The following is a 25,841-nucleotide window of genomic DNA, read 5'->3' on the forward strand; positions in this document are numbered from 1 at the left end:
TCACTCCTCCGGTTCGTCGTCCGTCTCGTCGGCGGCCTCGACCTCAGCGTCTGCCGCCGAAGCCTCGTCCACCGATTCTGCCTGCTCCGATTCGCCGACCGGAGCGGACTCGCCCTCAACCTTCGCAGAATCACCCTCGGCGAGCGAATTCTCGACGGCACCGCCCTCGCCACCAGCGTCATCCAGCCCCGCGTCCTCCAACTCCGGAGTCGACTCGGGATTCAAGGCGATCACTGCGACCGAGTCCCCGTTGGTGACACCAACGAACTTGACGCCCATGGTGTCCCGGCCCTTCACCGCCACCTCAGAAACCGCACTCCGAGTGATCTGGCCGCTGGCCTTGATGGCGATGACCTCGTCATGCTCCCGCACCACCAGGCCACCGACCAGCCGGCCCCGGCTGTCGTTCAGCTTCATCGCCTTGATGCCGAGACCGCCCCTGCCCTGCTGCCGGTACTCCGACACCGCGGTCCGCTTGGCGAACCCGCCGTCGGTCACCGTGAAGACGAACCAGTTGTCTTCTTCCAGGTCGGCGCTGATCCGGGTCAGACTGAGCAGTTCATCCCCGTCCCGGAACTTCATGCCGGTGACACCCGAAGTCGCGCGCCCCATCGGTCGCAGCTGCGCATCGTCGGCCGCGAACCGGATCGCCTGACCCTTCCGCGAGATCAGCAGCACATCGTCGTCGGCACTGCACAGCTGCGCCCCGATCAGCTCGTCGTCGTCGTCGCGGAAGTTGATCGCGATGATCCCGGCCTGCCGCGGCGAGTCGTACAGCGACAGCTCCGACTTCTTGACCAGACCCTTCTTGGTGGCCAACAACAGATACGGCGCATCCTCATACGACCGCAGCGTGAGCACCTGGGCGATCTCCTCGTCGGGCAGGAAGGACAGCAACCCCGCCACGTGGCTGCCGCGCGCATCCCGGTTCGCCTCAGGCAACTGCCACACCTTGGCCCGATAGACGCGGCCCTTGTTGGTGAAGAACAGGATCCACTGATGGTTGCTGGTCGCGAACAGGTGCACCACCTCGTCGTCGGCCCGCAACGTCGCACCACGGACACCCTTACCGCCGCGGCGCTGCACCCGATACAGATCGGTGTTGGTCCGCTTGGCGTACCCGCCGCGGGTGATCGTGACCACCACGTCGCGGTCGGGGATGAAATCCTCGGCCGACATGTCACCATCGGCGGCGATGATCTCGGTCCGCCGGTCGTCACCGTACTTCGCGACGATCTCGCCCAACTCGGTGCCGACGATCTGCCGCTGCCGTTCCGGCTTGGCCAGAATGTCCTGGAAGTCGGCGATCTGCACCTCGAAGTCGGCCAGCGTGTCGATGATCCGCTGCCGCTCCAACGCGGCCAGCCTGCGCAACTGCATGTCCAGGATCGCGCCGGCCTGGACCTCGTCGATCTCCAGCAGCTCCATCAGGCCTTCCCGCGCCTCCTCGGTGGTCGGGCTGCGACGGATCAACGCGATCACCTCGTCCAGCGCGTCCAGCGCCTTGACGTAACCGCGGTAGATGTGTGCCCGCTTCTCCGTCTCGGCCAGCCGGTATTCGGTACGCCGGCGGATCACATTGAGCTGATGGGTGATCCAGTACGAGATGAACTGGTCGAGCCGCAACGTCCGCGGCACGTCGTCGACCAGGGCCAGCATGTTGCAGCCGAACGTGTCCTGCAGCTGGGTGTGCTTGTACAGGTTGTTCAGCACCACCCGCGGCTGCGCGTCGCGCTTCAACAAGATCACCAGCCGCTGACCGGTCCGCGCCGAGGAGTCATCCCGGATGTCGGCGATGCCGTTCAACCGGCCGGAGTTGACCAGCTCGGCGATCTTGAGGCTCAGGTTGTCCGGATTGACCATGTACGGCAGTTCGGTGACCACCAACTGGTTGCGTCCGGTCTTGGGGTCCTCCTCGATCTCGACGACCGCGCGCATGATCACCGAACCGCGCCCGGTCCGGTACGCGTCCTCGATGCCCTTCCGCCCGACGATCAATGCCCCGTTGGGGAAGTCCGGACCCTTGACCCGCTCCAGGGCGGCCTCGAGCAGTTCCTCAGCGGTCGCCTCCGGGTGTTCCAGCGCCCACTGCACCGCCGAGGCGACCTCGCGCAGGTTGTGCGTCGGAATGTTGGTCGCCATGCCGACGGCGATACCGGTCGAGCCGTTGACCAGCAGGTTGGGGAACCGGGCCGGCAGCACGACCGGTTCCTGGGTCTTGCCGTCGTAATTGGCCTTGAAGTCGACGGTGTCCTCGTCGATGTCGCGGACCATCTCCATGGCCAGCGACGCCATCTTGCACTCGGTATAGCGCATGGCCGCGGCGGGATCGTTGCCCTGCGAGCCGAAGTTGCCCTGGCCGTCGACCAGCGGGTAGCGCATCTTCCACGGCTGGGCGAGCCCGACCAGGCTGTCGTAGATCGCGCTGTCGCCGTGCGGGTGGTACTGACCCATCACCTCGCCGACGACCCGGGCGCACTTGTTCCACCCGCGGTCGGGGCGATACCCACCGTCGTACATGCCGTAGAGGATCCGGCGGTGCACCGGCTTCAGACCGTCGGTGACGTCGGGCAGTGCCCGCCCGACGATCACGCTCATCGCATAGTCGAGATAGGACTTCTGGATCTCGTCCTGAAGATCGACAGGCTCGAGACGATCATGGTTGGCAGGCGGCGTAACTTCAGTCATGGTTGATTCATCACTTCCAGGAGATCTTGATCATGGTCACAGGCGACTGAGCATGATCAAATATCGAGGAACCTCACGTCCTTGGCATTGCGCTGGATGAATGTACGCCGCTGCTCGACGTCCTCACCCATCAAGATCGAGAACATCTCGTCGGCCCGCGCCGCGTCGTCCAGCGTCACCTGCAACAGGATCCGCTTCTCCGGGTCCATCGTGGTGTCCCAGAGATCGGAGGCATCCATCTCCCCCAGGCCCTTGTAGCGCTGGATCGCTGCTTCCCTCGGCAACTTCTTGCCGGCCTCCGTGCCCGCCCGCAACAGGGCATCCCGCTCCCGCGTCGCTGTACGCGAGCTCGTGCGCGGAGTTCGACCATTTGATCCGGTACAGCGGCGGTTGGGCCAGGAACACGTGGCCGGCCTCGATCAACGGCCGCATGAAGCGGAACATCAGAGTCAGCAACAGGGTACGGATGTGGGCGCCGTCGACGTCGGCGTCGGCCATCATCACGATCTTGTGATACCGCAGCTTCTCGATGTCGAAGTCGTCGTGCACCCCGGTGCCGAGGGCGGAGATGATCGCCTGGACCTCGTTGTTCTGCATGATCTTGTCGATCCGCGCCTTCTCGACGTTGAGGATCTTGCCGCGGATCGGCAGGATCGCCTGGATCCGCGGATCCCGGCCACCCTTGGCAGACCCACCGGCCGAGTCACCCTCGACGATGAAGACCTCGCACTCCTCGGGGTTGGTCGAGGAGCAGTCGGCCAGCTTGCCGGGCAGGCCGGACCGGCCGAGCAGACCCTTCCGGTCACGCGCGGCATCCCGGGCCTTGCGCGCGGCGATCCGGGCGACCGAGGCAGCGATCCCCTTGCGGATGATGTTCCTGCCGTCATTGGGATTCTGCTCGAACCAGTCGCCGAGTTTGTCGTTGACCGCCTGCTGGACGAAGGACTTGGCCTCGGTGTTGCCCAGCTTGGTCTTCGTCTGCCCCTCGAACTGCGGATTGGTCAACTTGACGGAGATGATCGCGGTCAGACCCTCGCGGATGTCATCGCCGGAGAGCCGGTCCTCCTTCTTCTTGATCATTCCCCAGTTCTCGGCCCACTTGTTGACCGTGTAGGTGAGCGCGGCCCGCAGACCTTCCTCGTGGGTGCCGCCCTCGTGGGTGTTGATCGTGTTGGCGAAGGTGTGCACCGACTCGGCGAACGAGGTGTTCCACTGCATCGCCAACTCCAGGCCGATCGTCTCCCGTTCGGCCTCGAGGCTGATCACCGGCGAGATCGATTCCTTGGATCCTGTCAGGTACTTGACGTAATCCTTCAGGCCCTCGTCGTACTTGTAGGTGGCGCTGTGGTGGCTGCCGTCCTCGTCGGGCCGGTCCTCACGTTCGTCGGTGATGGTGATCGACAAACCCTTGTTCAGGAAGGCGTATTCGCGCAGCCGGGTGGCCAGCGTCTCGTAGGAGTAGGTGGTGGACTCGAAGATGTCCTCGCTGGCCCAGAACGTCGTCGTCGTCCCGGTCTCGTCGGTCTCCTCGTGACGCTCCAGCGGACCGGTCGGGACGCCGAGTTCGAACGCCTGGGTCCAGCGGTAGCCGTCGCGCTTGATGTCCACCTCGTACCGGCGGGAGAGCGCGTTCACCACCGAAGCACCGACGCCGTGCAGGCCGCCGGAGACCTTGTATCCACTGCCGCCGAACTTGCCGCCGGCATGCAGCACCGTCAGGATCACGGTCACCGCCGGGATCTTCTCGGTCGGGTGCTCCTTGACCGGGATGCCGCGGCCGTTGTCGATGACCTGGACGCCGCCGTCGGCCAGCAGCCGGACGATGATCCTGTCGCAGTAGCCGGCCAGGGCCTCGTCCACGGCGTTGTCGACGATCTCGGTGACCAAGTGGTGCAAGCCCCGCTCGCCGGTGGAGCCGATGTACATGCCCGGCCGCTTGCGCACGGCCTCCAGTCCTTCGAGGACCGTGATCGAGTCGGAGTCGTAGCTGTCTCCGACCGGCGGAAGGCCGGGAGATGTGGGTGAGGTGGGATCTGGCTCTGCGAGAGTGTCGTCCGGAGAATCTGGTACCCGTGGCTCGTCGGGAAGGTCGTCGCCGCGATTGTTGTCATTCGGGTTATTCGTCACCGGTTCCGTGCTCCTGTCGCGCCGTCTGATAGCACACAGCGGCCGCCAGTTCCGGGCCCGAACGGGCGGGGAAGTGGGCGGCGCCAGATTGCTCTCGGGTTGCCCGGCCGGATGCCGGGACCGCTCTTAACATGCCTGTCCAGTCTACCGTGTTCGACCCCGAAACAGGAGTTCTGGCCGGGCCGATGTCGCACCTGTATGGGCCTCTACAGGGCTTGCAGCCCGGTTTCGCGGCACTCGGAGGGGTCGGGATGTGGCCCTGTACACGCCCAGGCCCTGTCGACGGCCTGCAGGGCTTATCGCTGATAGGTGCTAAACGGTTCCAGCGCCCCCGGGCGATCTTGCCGTCCCCATCATCCCACCATGCGCCCAGGGGCAGCACCCACGACTTGTCCACAGAAGTCCGGAAGGGTTGTCGGGCGCGAAGCCCGGTGATTGTCGGCCGGTGACCGCCGCCCGGAGCCGCAAGCACCAATTCCGTTAGTTCGTACCGGGGAAGAGGCAGGTCGACGGAGCGGACCACGACCGCATCCTGGGCACGGTGACGATCGGGCTGCTGACTCACCGGATGCGGTCCGTCCGCTGGCTAGAATCCCGGCGTGGCCGATCAGGGAGGTAGCGAGGACGGCGCTCCGCGCGGTGCCGTCTGGGTCGACGACGACCCGGTCGATCCGACCTGGCCGGAACCCTCGGCGCCACGCTTCTCCCGACGGCGATTGCTGACCGTCGGCATCCCGGTCCTGGCGCTGGTCCTGCTGATCGCATCGGTCTGGGCACTCGGCGGCTTCGCGGAGCGCGACGACCGGATCACCGAGGTGGCCCGCGGCAAGAGCTTCATGAACGGCCCCTTCGAGTTCAGCTTCGACCGCGCGACGGTGCAGGAGACCGACGGCTACGGCAAGTACAAGCGGATCCAGAAGGTGCTCGTCACCGGCACGATCCGCAACACCGGCGACACAGCGATCTCGCCGAGCGGCGACTGGTTCGTGGCGCGGCCCCGCCAGGGCACCGAGGTCGAGGAAGGGCAGACCGCCCGGATCGGTGCTACCGACAGCTTCTCCGCACCCGAGGACGTGACGCCGGGCTTGCCGGCGACCCGGCTCACCGTCGACTTCGAGTTCCCGCCGACCTTCGATGACAGGACTCTGTTGTTCGCGGTGGGCGAGCTCAGCTACGGGAGCCACAGCTACTTCAGCGGCGACAACGATCAGTTCTGGGACACCGGCGGCGGGAACGCGTTCCGGTTGCAGCTGCCGATCACCCGACTGGCTGCCGACGACTCGTGAGCCGGGCCGCAGCGCGACAGCTGATCAGCCGACCGGGGTGAGCACCGGGACGGGAGCCGGCGATGAACGATCGGGCGCAGCGATTCCGTACAGTTGATCGGCGAGCTTGGCGGGCACCAGGAAGACCTGCTCGAAGCGCCACGGCTTGCCCGGCGTGACCGGATGATCGAAATCGCCGCAGTATTGCGGAAGTTCGCGATCGAAGAAGCTCGTCTGAGCCTCCCACGTGCGTTTGCTGCTGCCGACCAACTCGACTGAACAGACCGGATCCTTCTTCCTGGTCAGGATTTCCAGTTCGGCGATCACGTAGACGGCGCCGGCCTGGGACGGCTTGGTCTCGTCGCCGTCCACGATCACCTCGGTCCTGGTCAGCTTGATCAACTTGTAGCGAACCCCGTCGACCGTCGTGGTCTCGCCGGGTGCCAGCTGTCGGTACCGCTCGTAGGTGTGGGTCCCGGCGTACGTCATCCAGATGGACAGGTACATCAGCACCAGCGCCAGCGCCATTCCGACCATGATCCACGAGCGGGCCTGGTTGCCGAGCCGGCGACCGGCCGGTGGCGCGTCGGCCCCGCGAGGTCGTCCTGGTGCCGTCACGACAGCGGCTCCGATTCGGTACGGCCGATGGGCAGCGTCCGGTTCCTGGCCGACGCCGCCCAGCGATCGGCATTGGTGCGGGTGATGCCCAAGCGGACCCGGAGCTTCGCCGGAACGACGTAGAAGATCTCCTGCCGGTAGAGCTCCACATAGGCGCCCGCGATGTGCCGCGGATCGACCTCGAAGAGCAGCTCGCCGGTGCTGACGAAGCCGGCTTCTGCGGTCACCGAGGTGTTCGGGCCGAACACCGAATACGTGCGATCCGCGGTGTGCAAGGAGATTCCGGACAGTCCGCCCAGCGTGTACTTCTGCCCCGGTGCCTCGACGCGGACCGTGACAGCCAAGATCATTCCCTTGCTGGTGAAGGTCTCATCGCTGTCGGTGCTGATCGCCTGACCGGCCCGTACCCCGGTCACCGTGACGATCGCGTTGTCCAGTCCGGCCGGATGATTGACGTCGACCGTCCGCACCACCTCCCCGGAGATGCCGTCGGTGACGTGCACCGCAATTCCTGCAACGACGATGCAGGCCAGGGCGATGATCACCGATGCCAGTCGATTCACCCGATTCGTCGGCTGCCGCGGCGGGGCGGGAGGCGGCGCCGCGGGGGGCAGGGCCTGGTCGATCATCACACGCCGACCTGTTCCGGAACCGGTCGTCCGCGGGAAGCAAGATCAGCTGCTGCCACGTCGCGCGCGGCGTCCATCGCTCCCTGCTGCGGATGCATCGTTCCGGCGGTTTCCGCGCGCAGCCGGAAGATCATCAGGCACCGGCGCAGGGCGACCGCCAGCAGACACAACCGCCAGGGCTCGAACGGCAGCGAGCTGAGGAAGTCCTGGGCAGGCAGGAAAACCATCCAGAAGGTCATCTGGTGGCCGCCGATCGTCTCGTTGAGCGCCCAGTTCCACAGCGTGTCGGCGACGGTCTGGGCCGAGTACACCACGACATAGGCGCCGAGGAACGCGAAGCCGGCGCGCAGGATCAGCCGCAGGGAGTGCAGCGTCGGCAGGTATTTGTCGTCGAGGTCGCCGAAGAACGCCTCCCTGATCTCGGCGAGCACCCGGCCGGTGGCCGTCGGGCCGGCGTCGGTCTGGGCCAGTTCCTGGTGTGCCGCGCGTTCCAGGGCGCGGCGGGCCAGCCGGACCCGGCTGGCCAACGGTTTGCCCCGGCGCCACAACTCGGCCACCGAGATCACGCTGGAGCCGTACACCAGGGCGGCGATCGCCAGCCAGAAGATCGGTTGGGTCAGTCCGGAGGTGATCACCGGCCAGAGTTGATCAGTGATGAAGGTGCCGATTGCGGAGAAGAAGGCTTCCGGGTTGATTCCGATCGCGGCGAGTACGTTGCCGATGCCGTGGGTGAGGTCGTCGATCCAGACCATGAACTGCCGGTTCTTCAGCCAGATCGGCAGTTTCGAGAGCAGGTCGTAACCGGCTGTGATGGTGACCAGCACGAAGAACGCCTCGATGAAGGCGACGAGGATTCCCAGCGGCCGGAACTCCGTCCGTTCGTGGACCAGGTCGACACCGCGACGCAGGATGTAGGTGCCGATGATGATCGCGACCACCAGGAAGTAGCGACTGGTCGGGACGTTGTCACCGTTCAGCCGGAACTGCCCGAGGATGCCCTGGTCACCGAAGGCTCCACCGCTCCGGAACACCGACTCGATGATCATCTGGTCGCTGGCCGACTGGATCATGCCGAAGGCGGTGTAGATGCCAAGGAACGGCAAGAGGGTCAGCGCGAGCAACCGGGTGACGCCGGCGTCGCGGTCATCGTCCTCGTACTCCTCCTGCGGGATCAGCCGTCGTACGCCGAGGGCGTTGCCGACCATCCGGAGGATCAGCACCAGCGCGGTGAGCTTGCTGACGAAGGCGATCGCGAAGATCACCAGGCTGAGCCAGAACGTCAGATCACCGGCGATCACCGCCAGTTTCAGGCACACCTCGAAACCCAACCACCCCAGGATGTAGATGGTCAGGATCTTGGGCAGCAGCCGCCACCAGACCCTGGTGGTGTCCGCCAACAGGATCCTGATGTCGGTCCACAGCATGGCCAGCGCGATCATCGCCTGCGATCCTAAGGGGTGAACCGGTCGGCAGAAGGTCCCCCGACGGCGGCGTGACACCGGTAGATTCTCCTTCCGGCCCACCGCAGTGCCGGTCAGGGTCGCCCGCAGATTGCAGTTCCGACCATCTTGAGGTGATCTCCGTCGTGTCCGATCAGTACGCCCCGTTCGGTCTGCCCGGACTGGCCACTATCCGCCAGGTGCAGACCCGGTCCATCAGTGCCGAGAACTTCGACGGGTCCCCGGGTGGTGGCGGTCGCGCCACCGAGGGCACCGGTGCGCGCGCAGCGCGTGATCTGGGCCAGAAGTGGAAGGTGTCACCGTCGGTGATGGTGCCCGGCGGGTCGACCATCGACCTCGGCGTCATCGACGGTCCGGGCCGGATCAACCACATCTGGATGACCACTCACTACGCGCACTGGCGGACGCTGATCGTGCGCGCCTACTGGAACGGCTCGGACGAGCCGGCCATCGAAGTGCCGTACGGCGACTTCTTCGCCTCCGCCTGGGGCCGGTTCGCCCAGGTCAACTCCCAGCCGATCGCTGCGAATCCGAACGGCGGTTTCAACTCCTACTGGCCGATGCCGTTCACCTCGGGCGCACGGGTGACCATCGAGAACACCTCGTCGGCCGATGCGGTCCTCTACTACCAGATCACCTACGAGATCGGCGGCGACTACAGCGGTCAGGGCTACCTGCATGCGCAGTGGCGGCGCAGTAATCCGCTTCCGTACAAGGAGAATCATCGGCTGCTGGTCGACATCGAGGGCAGCGGCCACTATGTCGGCACGTACCTCGCGTGGGGGGTCAACTCCCCCGGTTGGTGGGGCGAGGGAGAGATCAAGTTCTACCTTGACGACGACAAGTACCCCACCATCTGCGGCACCGGCACCGAGGACTACTTCGGCGGCGCCTGGAACTTCGATGTTCCCGGCCGCGGTTACACCGAGTTCTCCACGCCGTACCTGGGGATGCCGCAGGTGATCAGACCCGACGGTCTGTACGACTCCCAGCAGCGGTTCGGCATGTATCGCTGGCACGTGCTCGACCCGATCCACTTCGCCAGCAAGCTGAGCGTCGAGATCCAGGCGCTGGGTTGGCACAGCGGCGGACGCTATCTGCCGTTGCGGGACGACATCTCCTCAACCGCGTTGTTCTACCTCGACCGACCGACCGCCAACCGTCCACCGGCTCCGACCTTCGACACGATGGAACTCGGCGGACACGAGGCGGCCGGACCGGCGACCAGTCCGTAATCACCCGGGCTCCTCGGTCCGGGGAGGCTGCGATCCGCGAGTCGGATGGCGTGATGGTGCCGGGGCTGGTGAACTGGAACGAAGCAGCTCGGGAGGACCGGAGGAGACATGACTTCTGACAAGCCTGAGGATGCGCCAGCCGCCGAACAGACCGAATCGGCGACCGAGCCGTCGCAGGGCGATGAGCTCGAGCCGACCCACGGCCGGACGGTGGGCCAGGGCGTCGAACCGGCGACACCGGAGAAGTCGACTCCACCCCGGAGTACCGAGGAGCCGAAGCGCCCGGGAGTCCGTGGGCAGACCCGGATCAGCGCTGCATTCGTTGCGCTGGCGATCGGGATCGTCGTCCTGGTGCTGCTGCTGATCTTCATCCTGCAGAACAACGAGACGACGACCGTCCGCTACTTCGGCGCCGAGGGACACCTGCCGCTGGGTGTGCTGCTGCTCTTCGCCGCCGCAGGTGGTGCGCTGCTCGTGGTGATCTTCGGCGCGGCCCGGATCATCCAGCTGCACTGGTTGGCGCGGATGGACCGGCGGTCGGGCAAGAAGCCCTGACCGCTGCGGTCCGTCGCCGCATCCCCCGGCCGACTACCCGTAGGTGTCGCGTGGGCCGCGGCCGTCGCGGACCGACCGGCGGCCGCGCTTCCAACTCGGGATGTCGGGTCCGAGGATCTCCACCCGGGTGACGGTGCCGTCGCCGAGCAGTTCGTTCAGTTTGGCGACCAGTTGCGGGGCCATCGCCCGCAACGAGGTGGCCCAGACCGTCGACTCGGCACGGACGGTGACCACGCCGTCCTGGTAGCCGACCGGGGTGCTGTGCGCGGCGTTCACCGGTCCGACCAGGGCCGGCCACTTGCCCAGCAGGAGCCGTACGCTGATCTGCTTGGACCAGCCCTGGGACTCGACCAGCCGATTCATTGCGGAGCTGAGCAGTTGCGGATCGCGATCATCGGGATGGGCTCCGGCCGACTGCGGATCGATCGGCCGCTGCGGCTTGGACCGTCTCCGGCGGAAGTTGCCGCCGGCCACCGATCCGGCGATCGTCCGGGCGAGATTGAGACCGGTGGGGTCGTGCTGCTCCGACTCCTGGGCGACGTCGTGCTGCGCCTCGGCGGGCGGGTCATCCGGCTGATCGGAAGCGTGCTCGCTCGACCTAGTCATCGGTTCCGACCTCGGTGACCGCGCCGGCCGCGACCTGGTAGCGGCGGCCGGCCAGTTGCTCGGGTACGTCCTCGGGGACGGCGGCGGTGATCAGCACCTGCTCGGCATCGGTGATCTGCCCGGCCAGCCGGTCCCGGCGGGTGGCGTCCAGTTCGGCGAACACGTCGTCGAGGACCAGCACCGGTTCGATGCCGTCGGAACGCAGCAGGGCGAAGCTGCCCAGCCGCAACGCCAGCGCCAGCGACCAGGACTCGCCGTGGCTGGCGTAACCGCGCGCCGGAAGATCGCCGATGGTGAGCAGGATGTCGTCCCGGTGTGGGCCGGCCAGGGAGACACCCCGCTGGATCTCGTCGGCCCGGCGTTCGGTCAGCCGGTCCTGCAGGGCGCGCTGCAGGTCCTCCAGCTCCGGCAGTGCACCCTGGCTCTCGGGCCCGCTGATCGCGGTCTGGTACTCGGCGCCGATGACGTTGTTGGTGGGTGCGATCTCGGCGTACGCCTTGCCGGCCAGTGGCTGCAGATCGGCGAGGGTGCGCAACCGGGCGCGAAGCAGCGCGGCGCCGGCCTGGGCGAGGTGGGAGTCCCAGACGTCCAAGGTCGTCGCGGCTTCCGCGATCACGTCGGAGCGACGCCCACCAGCGCTGCGACCGGCCAGCGATTTGAGCAGCGTGTTGCGCTGCCGCAGCACCCGGTCGTAATCAGATTTCACCCCCGCCATCCGGGGCCACCGGGAGATCACCAGCGTGTCGATGAACCGGCGGCGTTCGCTGGGGTCGCCCTTGACGACGGCCAGATCCTCGGGTGAGAAGACGACCGTCCGGAGCAGTCCGATCAGCTCCCGGGCGCGGGGCAGCGGGGAGCGGTTCAACCTGGCCCTGTTGGCTTTGCCCGGGGTGATCTGGATCTCCAGTTGCACGGTCCGTTGATCATCGAGGCCGGCCTGCACCCTCGCGCGCAGGATCGCCAGTTCGGCGCCGGCCCGCACCAGCGGAGCGTCGGAGGCGACCCGGTGGGATCCCAAGGCGGAGAGGTATTCCACGGCTTCCACGAGATTGGTCTTGCCCTGGCCGTTGGCACCGACGAAGGTCGTCACACCCGGGCCCAGCGGCACGTCGACCCCGTCGTAGGACCGGAAGTCCACGAGTTGGAGGTGGTCGACGAACACGGGCCGAGTCTATTGCCGTGAACTGCTGCCGTCCCGATCAGCGCTGGTCACCGGTGAGGCGATCAACGACGGATCCAGGCGGCAGGAATACTCACTGCTTCTGGTTGGAATCGGCCTTGGCGCCGCCGGCCTCGAGCGAGTCGCCCGACGGAAGCTCACGATGCCCGCCGAACTGTTGTCGCATCGCCGAGAGCACCTGGTTGGCGAAGTGGTCGTTGTCGCGAGAGGCGAAGCGCTCGAACAGCGACGCCGCCAACACTGGAGCGGGGACGCCGACGTCGACCGCGGCCTTGACGGTCCAGCGCCCTTCACCGGAGTCGGACACCCGGCCTGCCAGACCGGAGAGGTTGGGATTCTCCTGCAGGGCGGCGGCGGTCAGGTCAAGCAGCCAGGAGGAGATCACCGACCCGCGGCGCCACAACTCGGCGACCTTCGCGGTGTCGATGGTGAACTGGTAGAACTCCGGTTCCTCCAGCGGCGCGACCTCGGCCGAATGCTCGGTCTCCTGGAGGCCGGCGTCGGCGTTGTCCAGGATGTTCAGGCCCTCGGCGAAGGCGGCCATGATGCCGTACTCGATGCCGTTGTGGACCATCTTGACGAAGTGTCCGGCACCGGACGGGCCGCAGTGCAGGTAGCCCTTCTCCTCCGGTGCCAGGTCGCCGTCCCTGCCCGGGGTCCGGTCGATCTCACCCGGACCTGGCGCGATGGTGGCCAGCAGCGGTTCAATCGTCCCGAATGCGTAGTCCGATCCGCCGACCATCAGGCAGTAGCCACGTTCCAGGCCGTACACGCCACCGCTGGTGCCGACGTCGACGTAGTGGATGCCCTTTGCCGAAAGGGCCTTGGACCGCCGGACGTCGTCGTGATAGTTGGAGTTGCCGCCGTCGATGATGATGTCGCCCTCGCCCAGCAGCTCGGCCAGTTGCTCGACCACCTTGCCGGTGATGCCGGCCGGGATCATCACCCAGACGACCTTGGGGCTGTTGAGCTTTCCGACGAAGTCCTCGAGGCTGTCACTGCCGGTCGCGCCCTCGTCCATGAGCGCCTTGACCGAGTCGGGGTTGCTGTCGAAGGCCACGCATTCGTGGCCGTCTCGCATCAGCCTGCGGACGATGTTCGCACCCATCCGGCCAAGACCGATCATCCCCAGCTGCATCCGACTCCCCAATCTGTCGACGGTGTCCCGCGACACTCTACAAACGCGCCGATCGCGGCCGTATCCGCGACGTGCCGGCCGTCCTGGCAGATACCCACCCCTCGCCGACTTGCCCCACCGGGTCGCGTTCCGCCCGCTTCCCCGGAGGTCGCCTCGCCGGGGTCCCCCTTCCCCGAAGGTCAAACTTCGACCCAGCGGCTACGGGGATCGGCGTGTCGGAGCCACACGGTCGAACTTTGACCTTGCGGAGGGGAGGACCACAGCCGCGCCCCCACCCACCCCGGCGGGGGCACGCACACCAACATCGGGCAGGGCGGTTCGCCGAGTTGGGGTACGGGGATGCTCGGACCGGGGATCAGCTGGGCAGGCGCATCAGCATGATCACGTGCCGGTAGTCCGGCAGCGTGTCGCCGTCGATGTCGTTCAGCCCGGTGAGCAGACACGGCTTGCCCGGCGCGGTGAAGGCGAAATTCACATACGACGTATCCATCACCCCGAGCGCATCGAGCAGGTAGTTCGGGTTGAAGCCGGCCGCGTCAAGGGCGGGCTCGCCACCGCCGACCGGTTCGACCGTCGCCTCGATGGCCTCGGACGCCTGGGCCTGGTCGCCGGTCGCGGCTTCCAGGGTGATGGTGCCGTCGCCGATCAACATGCGCAGCGAGGTGTTCCGCTCCGCGACCAGTGCGACGCGCTTGGCGGCCGCGATCAGTTCGGCGGTGCTGACCCGGACATTCAGCGCCGACTGGGTGTTCATGATGTGCCGGACCTTGGGGAACTCCCCGTCCAGCAACCGGGTGGTGGTCTGCCGTACGCCCCCGGTGCCGTGGCCCTCGAAGCCGATGATCCCGTCACCGGCGCCACCGGAGGACAGGCTGAGCGTGATCTCGTCCCCGGCCGACATCGAGCGGGCGGTGTCGGCCAGCACCCGAGCCGGCACCAGCGCTGCGGTCGACAGCTGCGGCGTTCCCGGATTCCAGGTCAGTTCCTTCAGCGCCATCCGATAGCGGTCGGTGGCCAGCAGCGACAGCGTGTCTCCCTCGATCTCCAGCCGCACGCCGGTGAAGACCGGCAGCAGTTCGTCCCGGCCGGCGGCAACGACCACCTGGCTGACGGCCTTGGCGAACACGTCGCTGGGCACCGTACCGGTGGCCTCCGGCATGTCGGGCAGGGTCGGGTAGTCCGCGACGGGCAGCGCCTGCAGGGTGAACCGAGCACTGCCGCAGGTGATCTCCATCCGGGTGTCGTCGGAGATCAGGTCCACCGGCTTGTTCGGCAACGACCGGGAGATGTCGGCCAGCAATCGACCCGAGACGAGTGCCTGGCCCTCGTCACTGACCTGCCCAGACACGTTGATCTGCGCCGAGGTCTCGTAGTCGAAACTGGACAGGGTGACCCCGGACTCGGACGCGGTGACCAGCAGCCCGGCCAGGATCGGCACGCTGGGTCGGGTCGGCAGGCTTCGGGCGGCCCATTGCACGGCCTCGGCCAGCACGTCACGCTCAAGTCGGATCTTCACTCTGCCTCCTTAGCCCACCGAGTCGGGCCAGTTGATCATACCGACGCGGGCCGACGCCCGCATTGGCCTGTAAAACCGGCGGCCCATTGGCTCGGGCCTTCCGTCGCCCGGACTCGTAGCCTCCAGTCCCATGCCAGCACTCGCGCAACGCTTTCTCGGCCGGAGCGGACTGCAGATCTCCGAACTCGTTCTCGGCACGATGTCCTTCGGCAACCAGACCGACGAGCCTACTGCCCACACCATTCTCGATGAGTTCGCCGCCGCCGGAGGGACCTTCATCGACACCGCCGACACCTATCAGTTCGGCGGGTCGGAGGAGATCATCGGCCGCTGGCTGACCCGGCAGGACCGCGACCGGTTCGTGATCGGCACCAAGGCGTACGGAGAGATGTCCGCGGGAGCTCCGGTGAACGGGGCCGGCCGCAAGCACCTGATCCGTGCCGTCGACGCCAGCCTGCGCCGACTCGGTACCGATTACATCGACCTCTTCCAGATCCATCTCTTCGACGACGCGACGCCGATGCAGGAGACCCTGTCCACCCTCGACGTGCTGGTCCGCAACGGCAAGGTGCGCTTCGTCGGGGCCAGTAACTACGCCGGCTGGCAACTGCAGAAGTCGATCGACCTGGCCCGCCACCACGGCTGGGAGCCGTTCGTCGCGTTGCAGCCGCTGTACAACCTGCTCCGCCGCGACGCCGAGTACGAGTTGTTGCCGATATGCCGCAACGAAGGACTCGGCGTCCTCTGCTGGAGCCCGTTGGAGGGAGGTTGGCTTTCCGGCCGGTACACCCGGGAGATGACCACCCCGCCGGCCGGCAGTCGGTACGCAACCCAACCGGAGGCCTGGCAGCAGCAGGCGACCGAGGCGACTTGGTCGGTGGTCGACGCGCTGCAGTCGATCGCAGACGAGGTCGGCAGGTCACCGGCGCAGGTCGCCCTCCGGTGGCTGTTGCAGACTCCCGGGGTGACCGCACCGATCATCGGCGCCCGCACCGTTGATCAACTCCGGGACAATCTGCAGACCGCCGACTGGTCGCTGAGTGAGGACCAGGTCGCCCAGCTGACCAAGATCAGCGAACGTCCGGCGCCCTATCCGTACGACCTCCTCGGCCTGCCCCAATTCCGACGCAGGCCATGATCGGACCGGCCGCCGGACCCGATCGTCTCAGCGGATGAACCCTTCCGAACGCAGCCAGTCCTCGGCGACCTTCGTCGGCGTCTGGCCGCCGACGTCGACCTTCCCGTTCAGTTCGGTCATGGTCTTGTCGGTCAGCTTGGCCGCGAGCGGGTCGACCAGCTTGCGCGTCTGCGGATACTTCTCCACGACCTCCTGACGCCACACGGCGCAGCCGTTGTAGACCGGGAAGAACCGGTTGTCGTCGGCCAGCACGGACAGGTGCAGCGCGGCGATCCTGCCGTCGGTGGTGTACACCTCACCGAAGTTGCAGACGCCCTTGGCGGTGGCGGAGTAGATCGCGCCGGCGTCGAAGATCTTGACGTTCTTCTTCGGAACGTCGACCCCGTACTTCAGCCCGTACGCCTTCAGCATCGGCTGGAACCCGTCGCTGCGGCTGGCGAACTCGTCCTCCAGGCAGAAGGTGCGCTGTTTGACCGGCAGCTTCTTCAAGTCGCTCAGCTTCTCCACGCCGAGCTTCTTCGCCGTGGCCTCCGTTGCGGCGAGGCCGTACGTGTCGTTCATCGGCGACGGATCGGTCCAGACCAGCTGGTTCTCCTTCAGATCCTTGTCGCGAACCGCCACGTACTGATCGTGCGGGTCGCGGATCGGCTTGGGCTGGGCCATGTAGGTCAGCCAGGCCGTTCCGGTGTACTCCCATTCGACGTCGACCTGGCCGGCCAGCTGGGCCTGTCGGGCGCTGGCGCTGCCCGGAATGTTGGTCAGGTCCTCGACGGTCGCGCCGGCCGACTTGAGCAGGATCTCCACCATCTTGGCCAGCACCAGCTGCTCGGTGAAGTTCTTGGAACCGACGCTGATGTGCGCCCCGTCCATTCGCGGAACGTCGGCGAGGCGACCGGCAAGGCGTGCCGAGGGAATATAACCGCCGGAGGTGCCCAGGCCGCAGGCGCTCACCGACGCCAGGATCACCAACGTGAGCAGGCCGGCGCCGATCCCACTCAGTCGGCTGGAGAGTGGGCGACGGTCTGCACTGTTCTTCGTCGTGGCTGTGGTCGGATCGGTCACGTCAGCGCAGCCCCTTCGGTCGGACGAGGTACTCCAGCAACCGGCCGACCCAGTCGATCAGCAATGCCAGCGAGGAGATCATCACGCCACCGGTCACCAGGACACCGGGACGGAACAGGCTCACCCCAGTGGTGATGTAGATGCCAAGGCCGCCGGCGTTGATGAACACCGCAAGGCTCGCGGTGCCGACCATCAGCACCAGCGCGGTCCGCACGCCGGCGAGGATCACCGGTACCGCGAGCGGGATCTCGATCCGCAGCAGCGCGGTGAGCGCGGACATGCCCATGCCACGGCCGGCCTCGACCAGGTTCCGGTCGACGCCGTCCAGTCCGACGATCGTGTTGCGCAGGACGGGCAGGATCGCGTACACGCCCAGGGCGAGGATTGCGGTCCAGAAACCGAAGCCCAGCCACATCGCGGCCAGCACCAGCAGACCGATCGACGGTGCCGCCTGGCCGCCGTTGGCGAAGGCGAGCACGGGACCGGACAGGCGTCGGAAGCCGGGACGGGTGAGCAGAACTCCGAGCGGCACGGCGATGATCATGACCAGTGCCGTACCGACCACCGTCAGTTTGATGTGCTGCCACAGCGCGGTACCGAGCGCGGACCAGTTCATGGTGACCAGCTCGGTCGAATCCAGTGAGGCGCTGAGGCGCCAGACCAGCCAGATCACGATCACCGCGCCGACGAAGATCGGAATGCCGAAGAGACCGAGCGGTGGCCCGGCCCGCTTGACCGCCGACCGTGCGTCGGTCGGTGCGGTGGTCGGTGCGGTGCTGCTCGGCGCCTCAGGTCGGGTCTGTTCGGTGACGGTCATCAGATCGCCGCCCGCTCGGGCACGTCCTGGTCGGGTACGTCGTCGAGGTTGGCCTCGGCAGCGGCCTGCTCGGCTGCCGCTGTCATGTGCTCGGTGACCGCGGTGAAGTCGATCACCCCCTGGTATTCGTCCCGTCGGCCGGTGACGATCACCGCGGCGTGGCTGTCGGTGAGCATGCTGTCCAGGGCGTCGTTGAGCGTCGCCCGACGATCGACCGTCGACAGCTGGTCGTCGTCGGGATCGACCACCGTCGGGCTGGCCCGAAGCTCCCGCAACCAGGGCCAGCCTCGCGGCCGCCGGCGGTCGTCGAGAACGATCACGCAATCGTCGCCCGCGGCCCGGGCACGGGCGAGCACGGCGTCGGTGGGTTCGCCGACGGCGGCCGTGGTGTGACTGCCCAGTTCGATGTCGGCGACCCGGGTCAGGGTGAGCTGCTTGAGGCTGGATCCGGCGCCGACGAAATCGGCGACGAAGTCGTTGGCCGGCGCGGCCAGGATGTTCTCCGGGGTGTCGTACTGCTCCACGTGTCCGCCCTCGGACAGCAACAGGATCCGGTCTCCGAGCTTGACCGCCTCGTCGATGTCGTGGGTGACGCAGACGATCGTCTTGCGCAGCTCGTCCTGGATGCTCAGCAGTTCGTCCTGCAGCCGCTGTCGGGTGATCGGATCGACGGCGCCGAACGGCTCGTCCATCAGGATCACCGGCGGATCGGCGGCCAGTCCGCGCGCCACGCCGACCCGCTGCTGCTGGCCGCCGGAGAGCTCGCGCGGGAACCGGTCGCGATAGCGGGTCGGGTCGAGGCCGACCAGCTCGAGGAGTTCGTCGACGCGTTCGGCCGTCCGGGACTTGTGCCAACCCAACAGCCCGGGAACGACGCCGATGTTCTGTCCGACCGTCAGGTGGGGGAACAGGCTTCCGCCCTGGATGACGTAGCCGATCTCCCGGCGCAGCTCGTTCTCGTTACGGCTCCGCGCGTCCTGGCCGCCGATCATGATCGTGCCGGCGGTCGGTTCGATCAGCCGGTTGATCATCTTCAGCGTGGTGGTCTTGCCGCAGCCCGACGGCCCGATCAAGATCACGATCTCCCCGGACGGGATGTGCAGGTCGAGCGGTTCGACGGCCGCCCGGCGTTGCCCCGGATACTTCTTGGTGACGCCGATCAGCTCGATGTCGACGCCGGTGACGCCGTCGGCCGAACTGGCGGGTGTGCTGCTCTCGGACGGGCTGAGCGTGTCAGACACGGATTCCCTTCGAAGTTGTCGCGCGGGTCAGCAGCACCAGCAGGCCGTCGACGACCAGCGCGATGATCACCACGCCGATGGTTCCGGTCAGCGCGGAGGCGACCGAACCGGCACCTCCGATGTTGCTGAGTCCGCTGAAGATGTACGTACCGAGTCCCGGGCCGAGGACGTACGCGGAGATCGCTGCAATACCGAACGACATCTGCATCGAGACCCGGATGCCGGCCAGGATCACCGGCCAGGCGAGCGGCAACTCGATCCGGGCCAGTACCCGTGCCGGACTCATGCCCATGCCGTACGCCGACTCGACCAGCGTCGGCTCGACCCCTTGCAGGCCGACGATCGCGTTCCGCAGGATCGGAAGAACGGCGTAGAAGCAGACCGCAAGCAGGGCCGGCTGCCACCCGATTCCGATCAGCGGGATCAGCAGCCCGAGCAGGGCGAACGACGGGATGGTCAGGCCGATGGCGCTGATCGCATTCGCTACGCCCGCCAGTCGCGGGACCCGGATCACCACCACGGCCAGCGCGACGGCGATCACCGTCGCCAGGACGACGGCCTGGATCACCAGGCTGGCGTGTTGGTAGGAGTTGTACAGGAGCTGGCCGGGTTGCTTCCTGATGAACTCCCACATACGTCTACGCCGCCGCCTTCTTGGGTTGCCATGGCCGGCTGTCTGCCGACCTCTCCTGACCACCGGACGTCCTTCCCGGATGTCGTTCGGTGTTTAACGACCCACGACGACACCACAGTCCGGCCAGGATTGCGAATTGCCGTTATCGTTCCGTGATCTTTGCTGCTGTCGGGTCGTTGGTTGGCCCACGGTGTGCACGACGGGTGACTTCGAGTTGTTGGAAGATAGATGATCTCGTAGTAGTCGTAGCTGCTGTGGATCCTGGGGATAACTGCCATTCTTCCTTGTCAGCGCGGAATCACCGCTGCGGGCGGAGCTGTGGAGGAGGCGAAACTACACGGGGAGGATTTCTGGATCGGCTGGCACGGTCCGGTCGGCGGTCCAGATCGGATCAACAATGCCGGCGCGTGTCGTCCACAGTTATCCACAGTCTTCTCCCCAACTGTGCGTAGCGACCTTCGACCAGAACCGCAACCCTTGTCCGCTGTCCGAAATCGGCGCGTTCCGGTTCAGGACATGGCGCAGATCGTCGGGCCGGTGACGCATTTGGTCGATGACTGCCGCCGCAGGGTCAGTGCCGCGCGATACGGGACGACCGGCTCGGGGTGATACGCAGGACGGCTGCCGGATGCGGCGGTGCGGGGTGGAAGGCCGTACGGGGCACAGCTCCGACCGACGTGCAGGTGAAGCGGTGCTTGCCCGATCCAGGGGTGCCTCGCGCGGCGACATCGCTGACCAGGCGCCGTTGCAGGACGAGGTCGGCAAGCACGAGCCGGCTACCCGGCGCGGTGAGCATTCTGATGATCGGCTTCGCCAGCGACCACGGCGGATTCGCCACCACACGGAACGGACGTCGGGGCAGCCGGAACCGCCGGAGGTCGAGCTCGAGTACACAGACCGCATCGACGCCGGCGAACCGCCGCCGCAACTGGTCGACCCGGTGCGGATGCAGCTCGACGGCAAGCACCCTGGCGCCCGCGGAGGCCAGTGCTTCGGTGATCACTCCCTCGCCGGCTCCAAGATCGACGACGAGTTGTCCTGGACGGATCCGGGCGCTGCGAACCAGTTCGGTCGCCCGATCAGGGTGCAGCCGGTGCCATCCCCAGAACTGCTGCTGTGGTTGGGATGCCGGCGGTCGCTGCCGCCCTGCCCCGGCCACGACGCACCATGATCATCACCGTCACCATGGGCGCAACGCTAGAACAGCAGATGTCGGTCCGCGACAGGTTTTCGGCGGCCCGACCCGAACCCGAGGATCAGCCGCGAGCCGCTGTCTGCCTGATCCTGTTGGTCAGCTCCGTGACCTGGTTGTAGACGCTGCGCCGCTCCCCCAGCAGGGTGCGGATCTTGCGGTCGGCGTGCATCACGGTGGTGTGGTCGCGACCGCCGAACTGTTGACCGATCTTCGGCAGGGACAGGTCGGTGAGTTCGCGACACAGGTACATGGCGATCTGCCGCGCGGTCACCAGGACGTGGGTACGGCTGGAGCCACACAGATCCTCGATCGTCAGCCCGAAGTACGACGCGACCTGGCCCATGATCATTCCCGAGGTGATCTGCGCCTCGCCGCCCTCCGGGATGAGATCCTTCAGCACCACCTCGGCCAGCCCCATGTCGACCGGCTGCCGGTTGAGGCTGGCGAAGGCGGTGACCCGGATCAGCGCACCCTCGAGCTCCCGGATGTTGGTCTGGATCTTGGAGGCGATGAACTCCAGCACGTCCGGGCCGGCGGTCAGCCGTTCCTGGGCGGCCTTCTTCCGCAGGATGGCGATCCGCGTCTCCAGGTCCGGTGGCTGGATGTCGGTGATCAGGCCCCACTCGAAACGGCTGCGCAGCCGGGCCTCGAGCGAGTCCAGCAGTTTGGGCGGCCGGTCGGAGGTCATCACGATCTGCTTCTGGGCGTTGTGCAGCGTGTTGAAGGTGTGGAAGAACTCCTCCTGGGTCTGCTCCTTGCCCTCAAGGAACTGGATGTCATCGACCAACAACACCTCGACGTCGCGGTACTTGCGTCGGAACTGGTGGGTCTTGTTGTCGGTGATCGCGTTGATGAAGTCGTTGGTCAGCTCTTCGGTGGACACGTAGCGCACCCGGGCCCGGCTGAAGTAGTTGCGCACGTAGTGGCCGAGGGCATGCAGCAGGTGGGTCTTCCCCAGCCCGGAGTCGCCGTAGATCATCAGCGGGTTGTACGCCTTGCCCGGGGACTCGGCGACCGCAACGGCCGCGGCGTGGGCGAAGCGGTTGGAGCTGCCGATGACGAAGGTCTCGAACGAGTACTTCGGATTCAGCCGGGAGTCGTCGCGCCGGCTGCGGTCCAGCGTCTCGCGATACGGGTCGCCGCCCGGTGCGCCCGGTGAGAAGGTGCCTTCGGCCGGCGTCAGCTCCGACAGGTCGGGCCGCGGCAGCCCGCCCGAGACGTCCAGCGGGCCGTCCAGCGGGCCGTCCAGCGGGCCGGGGATCGGCGCCGGGGTCCGACCGTTCACCGGGCCGCCCGTCGGATCAAGGCCTGCGGCGCCGGGCGACTCGGGGCGTTGATCTGACCGTGGATCTGACCGTTGATCTGACCGTGGATCTGACCGGGGACCCGTTCGGGGATCGGTCATCGGCGCGGAGCGGTATCCGGGACCCGGGTCGTCGTAGCTGGTCGACGGCCCGTACTCGCTGCTCCGGAAATCTCGCCGGCGGGGCGCGATGTAGTCATCGTCGGGACGCAGCCGATCATCCACCGGTGCCCGGCTTGACCCGTTGCGGCGGTGATCGAACGAGGGGTCGTGCATCCGGTCGTGCAGCGCCTGGCCGCTGACGGGCCGATCGGTCTCGCCCGCCGACAATTGGCTGTCCTCGGGCTCGTCGGCCAGGGTCTTGTCGACGATCACCGCGAGCTTGGTCGGCGTGCCGAAATAGTCGGCCAGCACGGCCTCGATGGCATCCCGATAGCGGGTCTCCAGCCGCTCCCGGGTGAACTCAGACGGCACGGCGACCATCAGGGTGTGCTCGTGGAGGGTCAGCGGCTTGCTGTGATTGATCCAGATCCGTTGCTCGGGAGTCAACTCGGCCCGGACGCGGTTCCAGGCGGTGGTCACCTGGTGGGCCAGATTCTCGGCCCCGTCGGTTGGGTGGGACTCCTCGGTCACTCGATCTCCGCCTACGGCTTCCCGGCTAGCAGTTGCGCCTTGCCGACTCCACGTGGTGCGTCCCATCGCGGGTACCGGCAGGGCCTGGGTCAGGTGGATGCCGGAGCATCCATGGTGCGCCGTTCGTCGCCGATCGGACGCATCCGGTCACTGTAGTTGTTTCCACACATGGTCGTTTCCACACCTCTGTCCACAGGCTGTGCACGGGCAGCGGACAGACCTCCCGCCCGTTCGATCGAGGTGGGTCGACCAGGATGTGTCGATCGGGTAGGTCCGTGCTGTGTTGGGCCTGTTTCTGCAGGGGTCGTGCAGGACAACCGGCAGACGGTGAACCTAGCAACGGGAGGTTCGCCCTTGCAAGGAAACGCCGATAAACTGCCGATCGGATCGGCGTGTCGCGTGGACAACCGGAGGACCAGTCGTCAGTTTGACCCCGGCGCTGCCGATGCGTACCGTAGACCGGTCACAAGTTTGTCGTCTCGAACCTGACGAGAACCAGATTTGGACCCTTTCCGCGCCTGGCACTCGGGCGACGGTCCACAGATGCGAACCAATGTCGGAGTAACCCGTGAGCAAGCGCACCTTCCAGCCGAGCAACCGGCGCCGTAGCCGTACCCATGGATTCCGTCACCGGATGCGTACCCGCGCCGGTCGTGCCGTCCTCGCCGCCCGCCGGCGCAAGGGCCGCGCCCGCCTGGCCGGCTGACGTCGGCCGCTGATCTCCTCTGCGAAGATACTTTCGGACCAACCAGTGGGTGATACCCGGTGCTGCCGCGGTCGGTGAGGATGAAGTCCGGTGAGGACTTCGCCCGGACCGTACGACGCGGCGACCGGGTGGGCACCCGCACGCTGGTCCCTGCACGCCCGGCTCGACCCCGACGCCGACCACGGACCGCTGATGGGTTTCGTCGTCTCGAAGGCTGTCGGTACGGCTGTGGCACGCAATCGCGTGAAGCGTCGGCTCCGGCACCTGGTCGCTGCCCGCCTGGCCGACACACCGCCGGCCGCCCGCGTGGTGGTCCGCGCGCTTCCCGCAGCGCGGACCCAACCGCAGCGGCTGGCCGACGATCTGGACCACGCCTGGTCCCGAATTGCCCGCGGGTGGCAGCCTGGATACCAGCCGGCAGGCTCACGCCACGGACGCCGGAATGCCGGGCCCTCGAACGGGGAGGACGCTGCGTGCTGATGCGAACCCATGGTGCAGCCCGATGAAGTACGTCCTGATCGGCCTGCTGAAGGCGTACCGGCTGGTGATCAGCCCGCTGTACGGCAACGTCTGCCGCTACTACCCCAGCTGTTCTGCCTACGCGCTGACCGCTGTCCAGACCCACGGCGCGGCGCGCGGCACCTGGCTCGCCGCCAAGCGACTGGCCCGCTGTCATCCCTGGGCACGCGGCGGTTACGACCCGGTGCCGGGGACCGAGCACCAGGAGCGCGGCCACGGGCATGACCACCGGCATGACCACCGGCATGACCACGACCACACCGCGGCCGAGTCGACGCCGGTGACCGAGAAAGAGATGGTGAATTGATGGAGATCCTGGTCCCGCTGTTGGCCCCGCTGAGTCTCTGGTCGGCCCTCGGGAGCTTCTTCAACACCATCTTCACCCCGCTCTACTGGGCAGTGTCGGGGATCCTGGTGTTCTTCCACCACATCTGGTCGCCCATTCTGGGCGCCGGCTCCGGCTGGAACTGGGCGGTCTCGATCATCTGCCTGACGGTGGTGATCCGGATCATCCTGATCCCGCTCTTCGTGCGGCAGATCCACTCTTCGCGCAAGATGCAGATCCTGCAGCCGAAGATCCGCGAGTTGCAGAAGAAGTACGGCCACGACCGGGAGCGACTCGGCCAGGAGACGATGAAGCTCTACCGGGAGGAGAACGCCAATCCGATGGCGTCCTGCCTGCCGCTGCTGCTGCAGTCCCCGATCTTCATCGCGCTCTACCGCGTGCTGATCGGCGCCTCCCAGATCAATCCGAAGACCGGCCTGCCCACGGCGCACGGCTACTGGCTGGAACGTGACCCGGCACTGCTCACCTCGCTGAACCGCTCCGAGGTGTTCGGGGCCCGACTGGCGGACAAGTTCTGGCCGGTCGAGCACTTCGGGAACGTGCAGATCGTCGCCGCCGTGATGATCGTGCTGATGACGGCGACCATGTTCTACACCCAGCTCCAGCTGACCCGGAAGAACATGCCCAAGGAGGCGATGGAGGGTCCGCTGGCGCAGCAGCAGAAGATGATGCTCTATCTCTTCCCGCTGATCTTCGTCTTCATGGGCGTGAACATCCCGATCGGTGTGCTGTTCTACTGGGTGACCTCGCAGGTGTGGACGATGGGCCAGCAGTACTACGTGATCCGCAACAACCCGCTGCCCGGCACCGATGCGTACGCCGCCTGGGAGGACCGGCAGCGCCGCAAGGGCCGCGACCCACGCGAGGTGGCGGCGCAGAAAGATGCCCGGGCGAATGGCCAGCCGCGGGCTGCGGCCACCAACGGTGCCGTGGTCGAGCGGCAGGGGGTTCGGTCGCCACCGAGACCGCGCCGTCCAACGGCAGTACGAAGGGCAGTACGAACGGCAGGTCGGGGCCGGCTGCACCGCAGCGCCCGGTCCGTCAGCAGCCGCGACGGCAACCCAGATCGCAACGCAAGAACTGACCCAAGATCTCATCCGCCCGGAACTCCAACTGCTGAGTGGGCGCCCGTCGGCAGGTTGTGCCTGCCCCGTGACAGGAGGAAGCCGTGGTTGACGGCCAGCAAGACATCGTGATCGAGGACGTTACCGACGATCGCACCCAGACCCT

22 protein-coding genes and 1 pseudogene are annotated in these 25,841 nt (G+C 66.8%); 8 read left to right on the forward strand and 15 right to left on the reverse strand.

Translation table 11 applies throughout. From position 1 onward, the window contains the following. Positions 1-2,688: a DNA gyrase subunit A gene (gyrA, locus tag GJV80_RS18685; protein WP_154689186.1), complete on the reverse strand. Its 2,688-nt coding sequence runs from the start codon at positions 2,686-2,688 to the stop codon at positions 1-3. Positions 2,689-2,744: 56 nt separating this feature from the next. Then, positions 2,745-4,815 (reverse strand): annotated as a pseudogene (gene gyrB / locus GJV80_RS18690) (DNA topoisomerase (ATP-hydrolyzing) subunit B). A 599-nt stretch (positions 4,816-5,414) separates the two neighbouring features. Between gyrB and GJV80_RS18695 the strand changes: the two are divergent. After that, positions 5,415-6,101: a hypothetical protein gene (locus tag GJV80_RS18695; RefSeq protein WP_154689187.1), complete on the forward strand. Its 687-nt coding sequence runs from the start codon at positions 5,415-5,417 to the stop codon at positions 6,099-6,101. A 24-nt stretch (positions 6,102-6,125) separates the two neighbouring features. Here GJV80_RS18695 and GJV80_RS18700 read toward each other — a convergent pair whose 3' ends face one another. The 3 genes from GJV80_RS18700 to GJV80_RS18710 form a co-directional block, all read right to left on the reverse strand. After that, the gene (locus GJV80_RS18700) at positions 6,126-6,698 is read right to left on the reverse strand and encodes a hypothetical protein (protein ID WP_154689188.1); all 573 of its coding nucleotides are present in this window, start codon (positions 6,696-6,698) and stop codon (positions 6,126-6,128) included. Then, complete coding sequence (locus GJV80_RS18705; RefSeq protein WP_154689189.1) at positions 6,695-7,261, reverse strand: hypothetical protein; 567 nt, start codon at positions 7,259-7,261, stop codon at positions 6,695-6,697. The genes GJV80_RS18700 and GJV80_RS18705 overlap by 4 nt, the downstream gene beginning before the upstream one ends. A gap of 65 nt (positions 7,262-7,326) precedes the next feature. Then, positions 7,327-8,766 carry a hypothetical protein gene (locus GJV80_RS18710; RefSeq protein WP_154689190.1) on the reverse strand — a complete coding sequence of 480 codons (1,440 nt, stop codon included), beginning with the start codon at positions 8,764-8,766 and terminating at the stop codon, positions 7,327-7,329. A gap of 134 nt (positions 8,767-8,900) precedes the next feature. On the opposite strand from GJV80_RS18710, the gene GJV80_RS18715 reads away from it, so the two are divergent. Together GJV80_RS18715 and GJV80_RS18720 are read left to right on the forward strand one after the other, a co-directional pair. Then, positions 8,901-10,022 (forward strand): glycoside hydrolase family 172 protein, encoded by a 1,122-nt coding sequence (locus tag GJV80_RS18715; protein ID WP_230207844.1) that lies wholly within the window; start codon positions 8,901-8,903, stop codon positions 10,020-10,022. A 108-nt stretch (positions 10,023-10,130) separates the two neighbouring features. Next, a complete protein-coding gene (locus GJV80_RS18720) occupies positions 10,131-10,577 on the forward strand; it encodes a lipopolysaccharide assembly LapA domain-containing protein (protein WP_154689191.1) in 447 nt (148 codons plus the stop codon). Between the two features lie 33 nt (positions 10,578-10,610). On the opposite strand, the gene GJV80_RS18725 is transcribed toward GJV80_RS18720, so the two are convergent. The 4 genes from GJV80_RS18725 to dnaN all read right to left on the reverse strand — a co-directional run bounded on the left by GJV80_RS18725 (position 10,611) and on the right by dnaN (position 15,017). Then, complete coding sequence (locus GJV80_RS18725; protein ID WP_154689192.1) at positions 10,611-11,183, reverse strand: DUF721 domain-containing protein; 573 nt, start codon at positions 11,181-11,183, stop codon at positions 10,611-10,613. Continuing rightward, a complete protein-coding gene (gene recF / locus GJV80_RS18730) occupies positions 11,176-12,345 on the reverse strand; it encodes a DNA replication/repair protein RecF (RefSeq protein WP_154689193.1) in 1,170 nt (389 codons plus the stop codon). Before recF ends, GJV80_RS18725 begins: the two co-directional genes overlap by 8 nt. 91 nt (positions 12,346-12,436) lie before the next feature. Then, positions 12,437-13,501, reverse strand: a complete 1,065-nt coding sequence (gene gnd / locus GJV80_RS18735; protein WP_154689194.1) for a phosphogluconate dehydrogenase (NAD(+)-dependent, decarboxylating) — start codon at positions 13,499-13,501, stop codon at positions 12,437-12,439. Between the two features lie 355 nt (positions 13,502-13,856). Continuing rightward, on the reverse strand, positions 13,857-15,017 hold the full coding sequence (gene dnaN / locus GJV80_RS18740) for a DNA polymerase III subunit beta (RefSeq protein ID WP_154689195.1): 1,161 nt from the start codon (positions 15,015-15,017) through the stop codon (positions 13,857-13,859). A 130-nt stretch (positions 15,018-15,147) separates the two neighbouring features. On the opposite strand from dnaN, the gene GJV80_RS18745 reads away from it, so the two are divergent. Then, the gene (locus GJV80_RS18745) at positions 15,148-16,155 is read left to right on the forward strand and encodes an aldo/keto reductase (RefSeq protein WP_154689196.1); all 1,008 of its coding nucleotides are present in this window, start codon (positions 15,148-15,150) and stop codon (positions 16,153-16,155) included. Positions 16,156-16,182: 27 nt separating this feature from the next. Here GJV80_RS18745 and GJV80_RS18750 read toward each other — a convergent pair whose 3' ends face one another. The 6 genes from GJV80_RS18750 to dnaA form a co-directional block, all read right to left on the reverse strand. After that, complete coding sequence (locus GJV80_RS18750) at positions 16,183-17,217, reverse strand: glycine betaine ABC transporter substrate-binding protein (protein WP_154689197.1); 1,035 nt, start codon at positions 17,215-17,217, stop codon at positions 16,183-16,185. A gap of 1 nt (position 17,218) precedes the next feature. Next, positions 17,219-18,034 (reverse strand): ABC transporter permease, encoded by an 816-nt coding sequence (locus GJV80_RS18755; protein ID WP_154689198.1) that lies wholly within the window; start codon positions 18,032-18,034, stop codon positions 17,219-17,221. Further along, positions 18,034-19,275: an ABC transporter ATP-binding protein gene (locus GJV80_RS18760; RefSeq protein ID WP_154689199.1), complete on the reverse strand. Its 1,242-nt coding sequence runs from the start codon at positions 19,273-19,275 to the stop codon at positions 18,034-18,036. The genes GJV80_RS18755 and GJV80_RS18760 overlap by 1 nt, the downstream gene beginning before the upstream one ends. Then, a complete protein-coding gene (locus GJV80_RS18765; RefSeq protein ID WP_154689200.1) occupies positions 19,268-19,909 on the reverse strand; it encodes an ABC transporter permease in 642 nt (213 codons plus the stop codon). The genes GJV80_RS18760 and GJV80_RS18765 overlap by 8 nt, the downstream gene beginning before the upstream one ends. Positions 19,910-20,480: 571 nt before the next feature. After that, on the reverse strand, positions 20,481-21,068 hold the full coding sequence (locus tag GJV80_RS18770; protein ID WP_154689201.1) for an rRNA adenine N-6-methyltransferase family protein: 588 nt from the start codon (positions 21,066-21,068) through the stop codon (positions 20,481-20,483). Between the two features lie 97 nt (positions 21,069-21,165). After that, a complete protein-coding gene (gene dnaA, locus GJV80_RS18775) occupies positions 21,166-23,040 on the reverse strand; it encodes a chromosomal replication initiator protein DnaA (RefSeq protein ID WP_370518778.1) in 1,875 nt (624 codons plus the stop codon). A 568-nt stretch (positions 23,041-23,608) separates the two neighbouring features. On the opposite strand from dnaA, the gene rpmH reads away from it, so the two are divergent. The 4 genes from rpmH to yidC all read left to right on the forward strand — a co-directional run bounded on the left by rpmH (position 23,609) and on the right by yidC (position 25,807). Then, positions 23,609-23,746: a 50S ribosomal protein L34 gene (gene rpmH / locus GJV80_RS18780; protein WP_154689203.1), complete on the forward strand. Its 138-nt coding sequence runs from the start codon at positions 23,609-23,611 to the stop codon at positions 23,744-23,746. Between the two features lie 90 nt (positions 23,747-23,836). After that, entirely contained in the window at positions 23,837-24,226 is a 390-nt protein-coding gene (rnpA, locus tag GJV80_RS18785) for a ribonuclease P protein component (protein WP_230207845.1), read from the forward strand. Positions 24,227-24,248: 22 nt separating this feature from the next. Next, positions 24,249-24,572 (forward strand): membrane protein insertion efficiency factor YidD, encoded by a 324-nt coding sequence (gene yidD / locus GJV80_RS18790; RefSeq protein WP_154689204.1) that lies wholly within the window; start codon positions 24,249-24,251, stop codon positions 24,570-24,572. Next, complete coding sequence (gene yidC / locus GJV80_RS18795) at positions 24,572-25,807, forward strand: membrane protein insertase YidC (protein WP_154689205.1); 1,236 nt, start codon at positions 24,572-24,574, stop codon at positions 25,805-25,807. Before yidD ends, yidC begins: the two co-directional genes overlap by 1 nt. Positions 25,808-25,841: the final 34 nt, after the last annotated feature.

Origin of the sequence: Microlunatus sp. Gsoil 973 (assembly GCF_009707365.1) — a bacterium.
Taxonomy (GTDB): domain Bacteria; phylum Actinomycetota; class Actinomycetes; order Propionibacteriales; family Propionibacteriaceae; genus Microlunatus.

Excerpts from the sequence above, each read along its gene's own strand:
- gyrA (WP_154689186.1), bottom strand. The coding sequence starts at position 2,688 with ATGACTGAAGTTACGCCGCCTGCCAACCATGATCGTCTCGAGCCTGTC.
- GJV80_RS18710 (WP_154689190.1), bottom strand. The coding sequence starts at position 8,766 with ATGATCGCGCTGGCCATGCTGTGGACCGACATCAGGATCCTGTTGGCG.
- GJV80_RS18720 (WP_154689191.1), top strand. The coding sequence starts at position 10,131 with ATGACTTCTGACAAGCCTGAGGATGCGCCAGCCGCCGAACAGACCGAA.
- GJV80_RS18725 (WP_154689192.1), bottom strand. The coding sequence starts at position 11,183 with ATGACTAGGTCGAGCGAGCACGCTTCCGATCAGCCGGATGACCCGCCC.
- gnd (WP_154689194.1), bottom strand. The coding sequence starts at position 13,501 with ATGCAGCTGGGGATGATCGGTCTTGGCCGGATGGGTGCGAACATCGTC.
- GJV80_RS18745 (WP_154689196.1), top strand. The coding sequence starts at position 15,148 with ATGCCAGCACTCGCGCAACGCTTTCTCGGCCGGAGCGGACTGCAGATC.
- GJV80_RS18755 (WP_154689198.1), bottom strand. The coding sequence starts at position 18,034 with ATGACCGTCACCGAACAGACCCGACCTGAGGCGCCGAGCAGCACCGCA.
- GJV80_RS18765 (WP_154689200.1), bottom strand. The coding sequence starts at position 19,909 with ATGTGGGAGTTCATCAGGAAGCAACCCGGCCAGCTCCTGTACAACTCC.
- yidD (WP_154689204.1), top strand. The coding sequence starts at position 24,249 with ATGAAGTACGTCCTGATCGGCCTGCTGAAGGCGTACCGGCTGGTGATC.
- yidC (WP_154689205.1), top strand. The coding sequence starts at position 24,572 with ATGGAGATCCTGGTCCCGCTGTTGGCCCCGCTGAGTCTCTGGTCGGCC.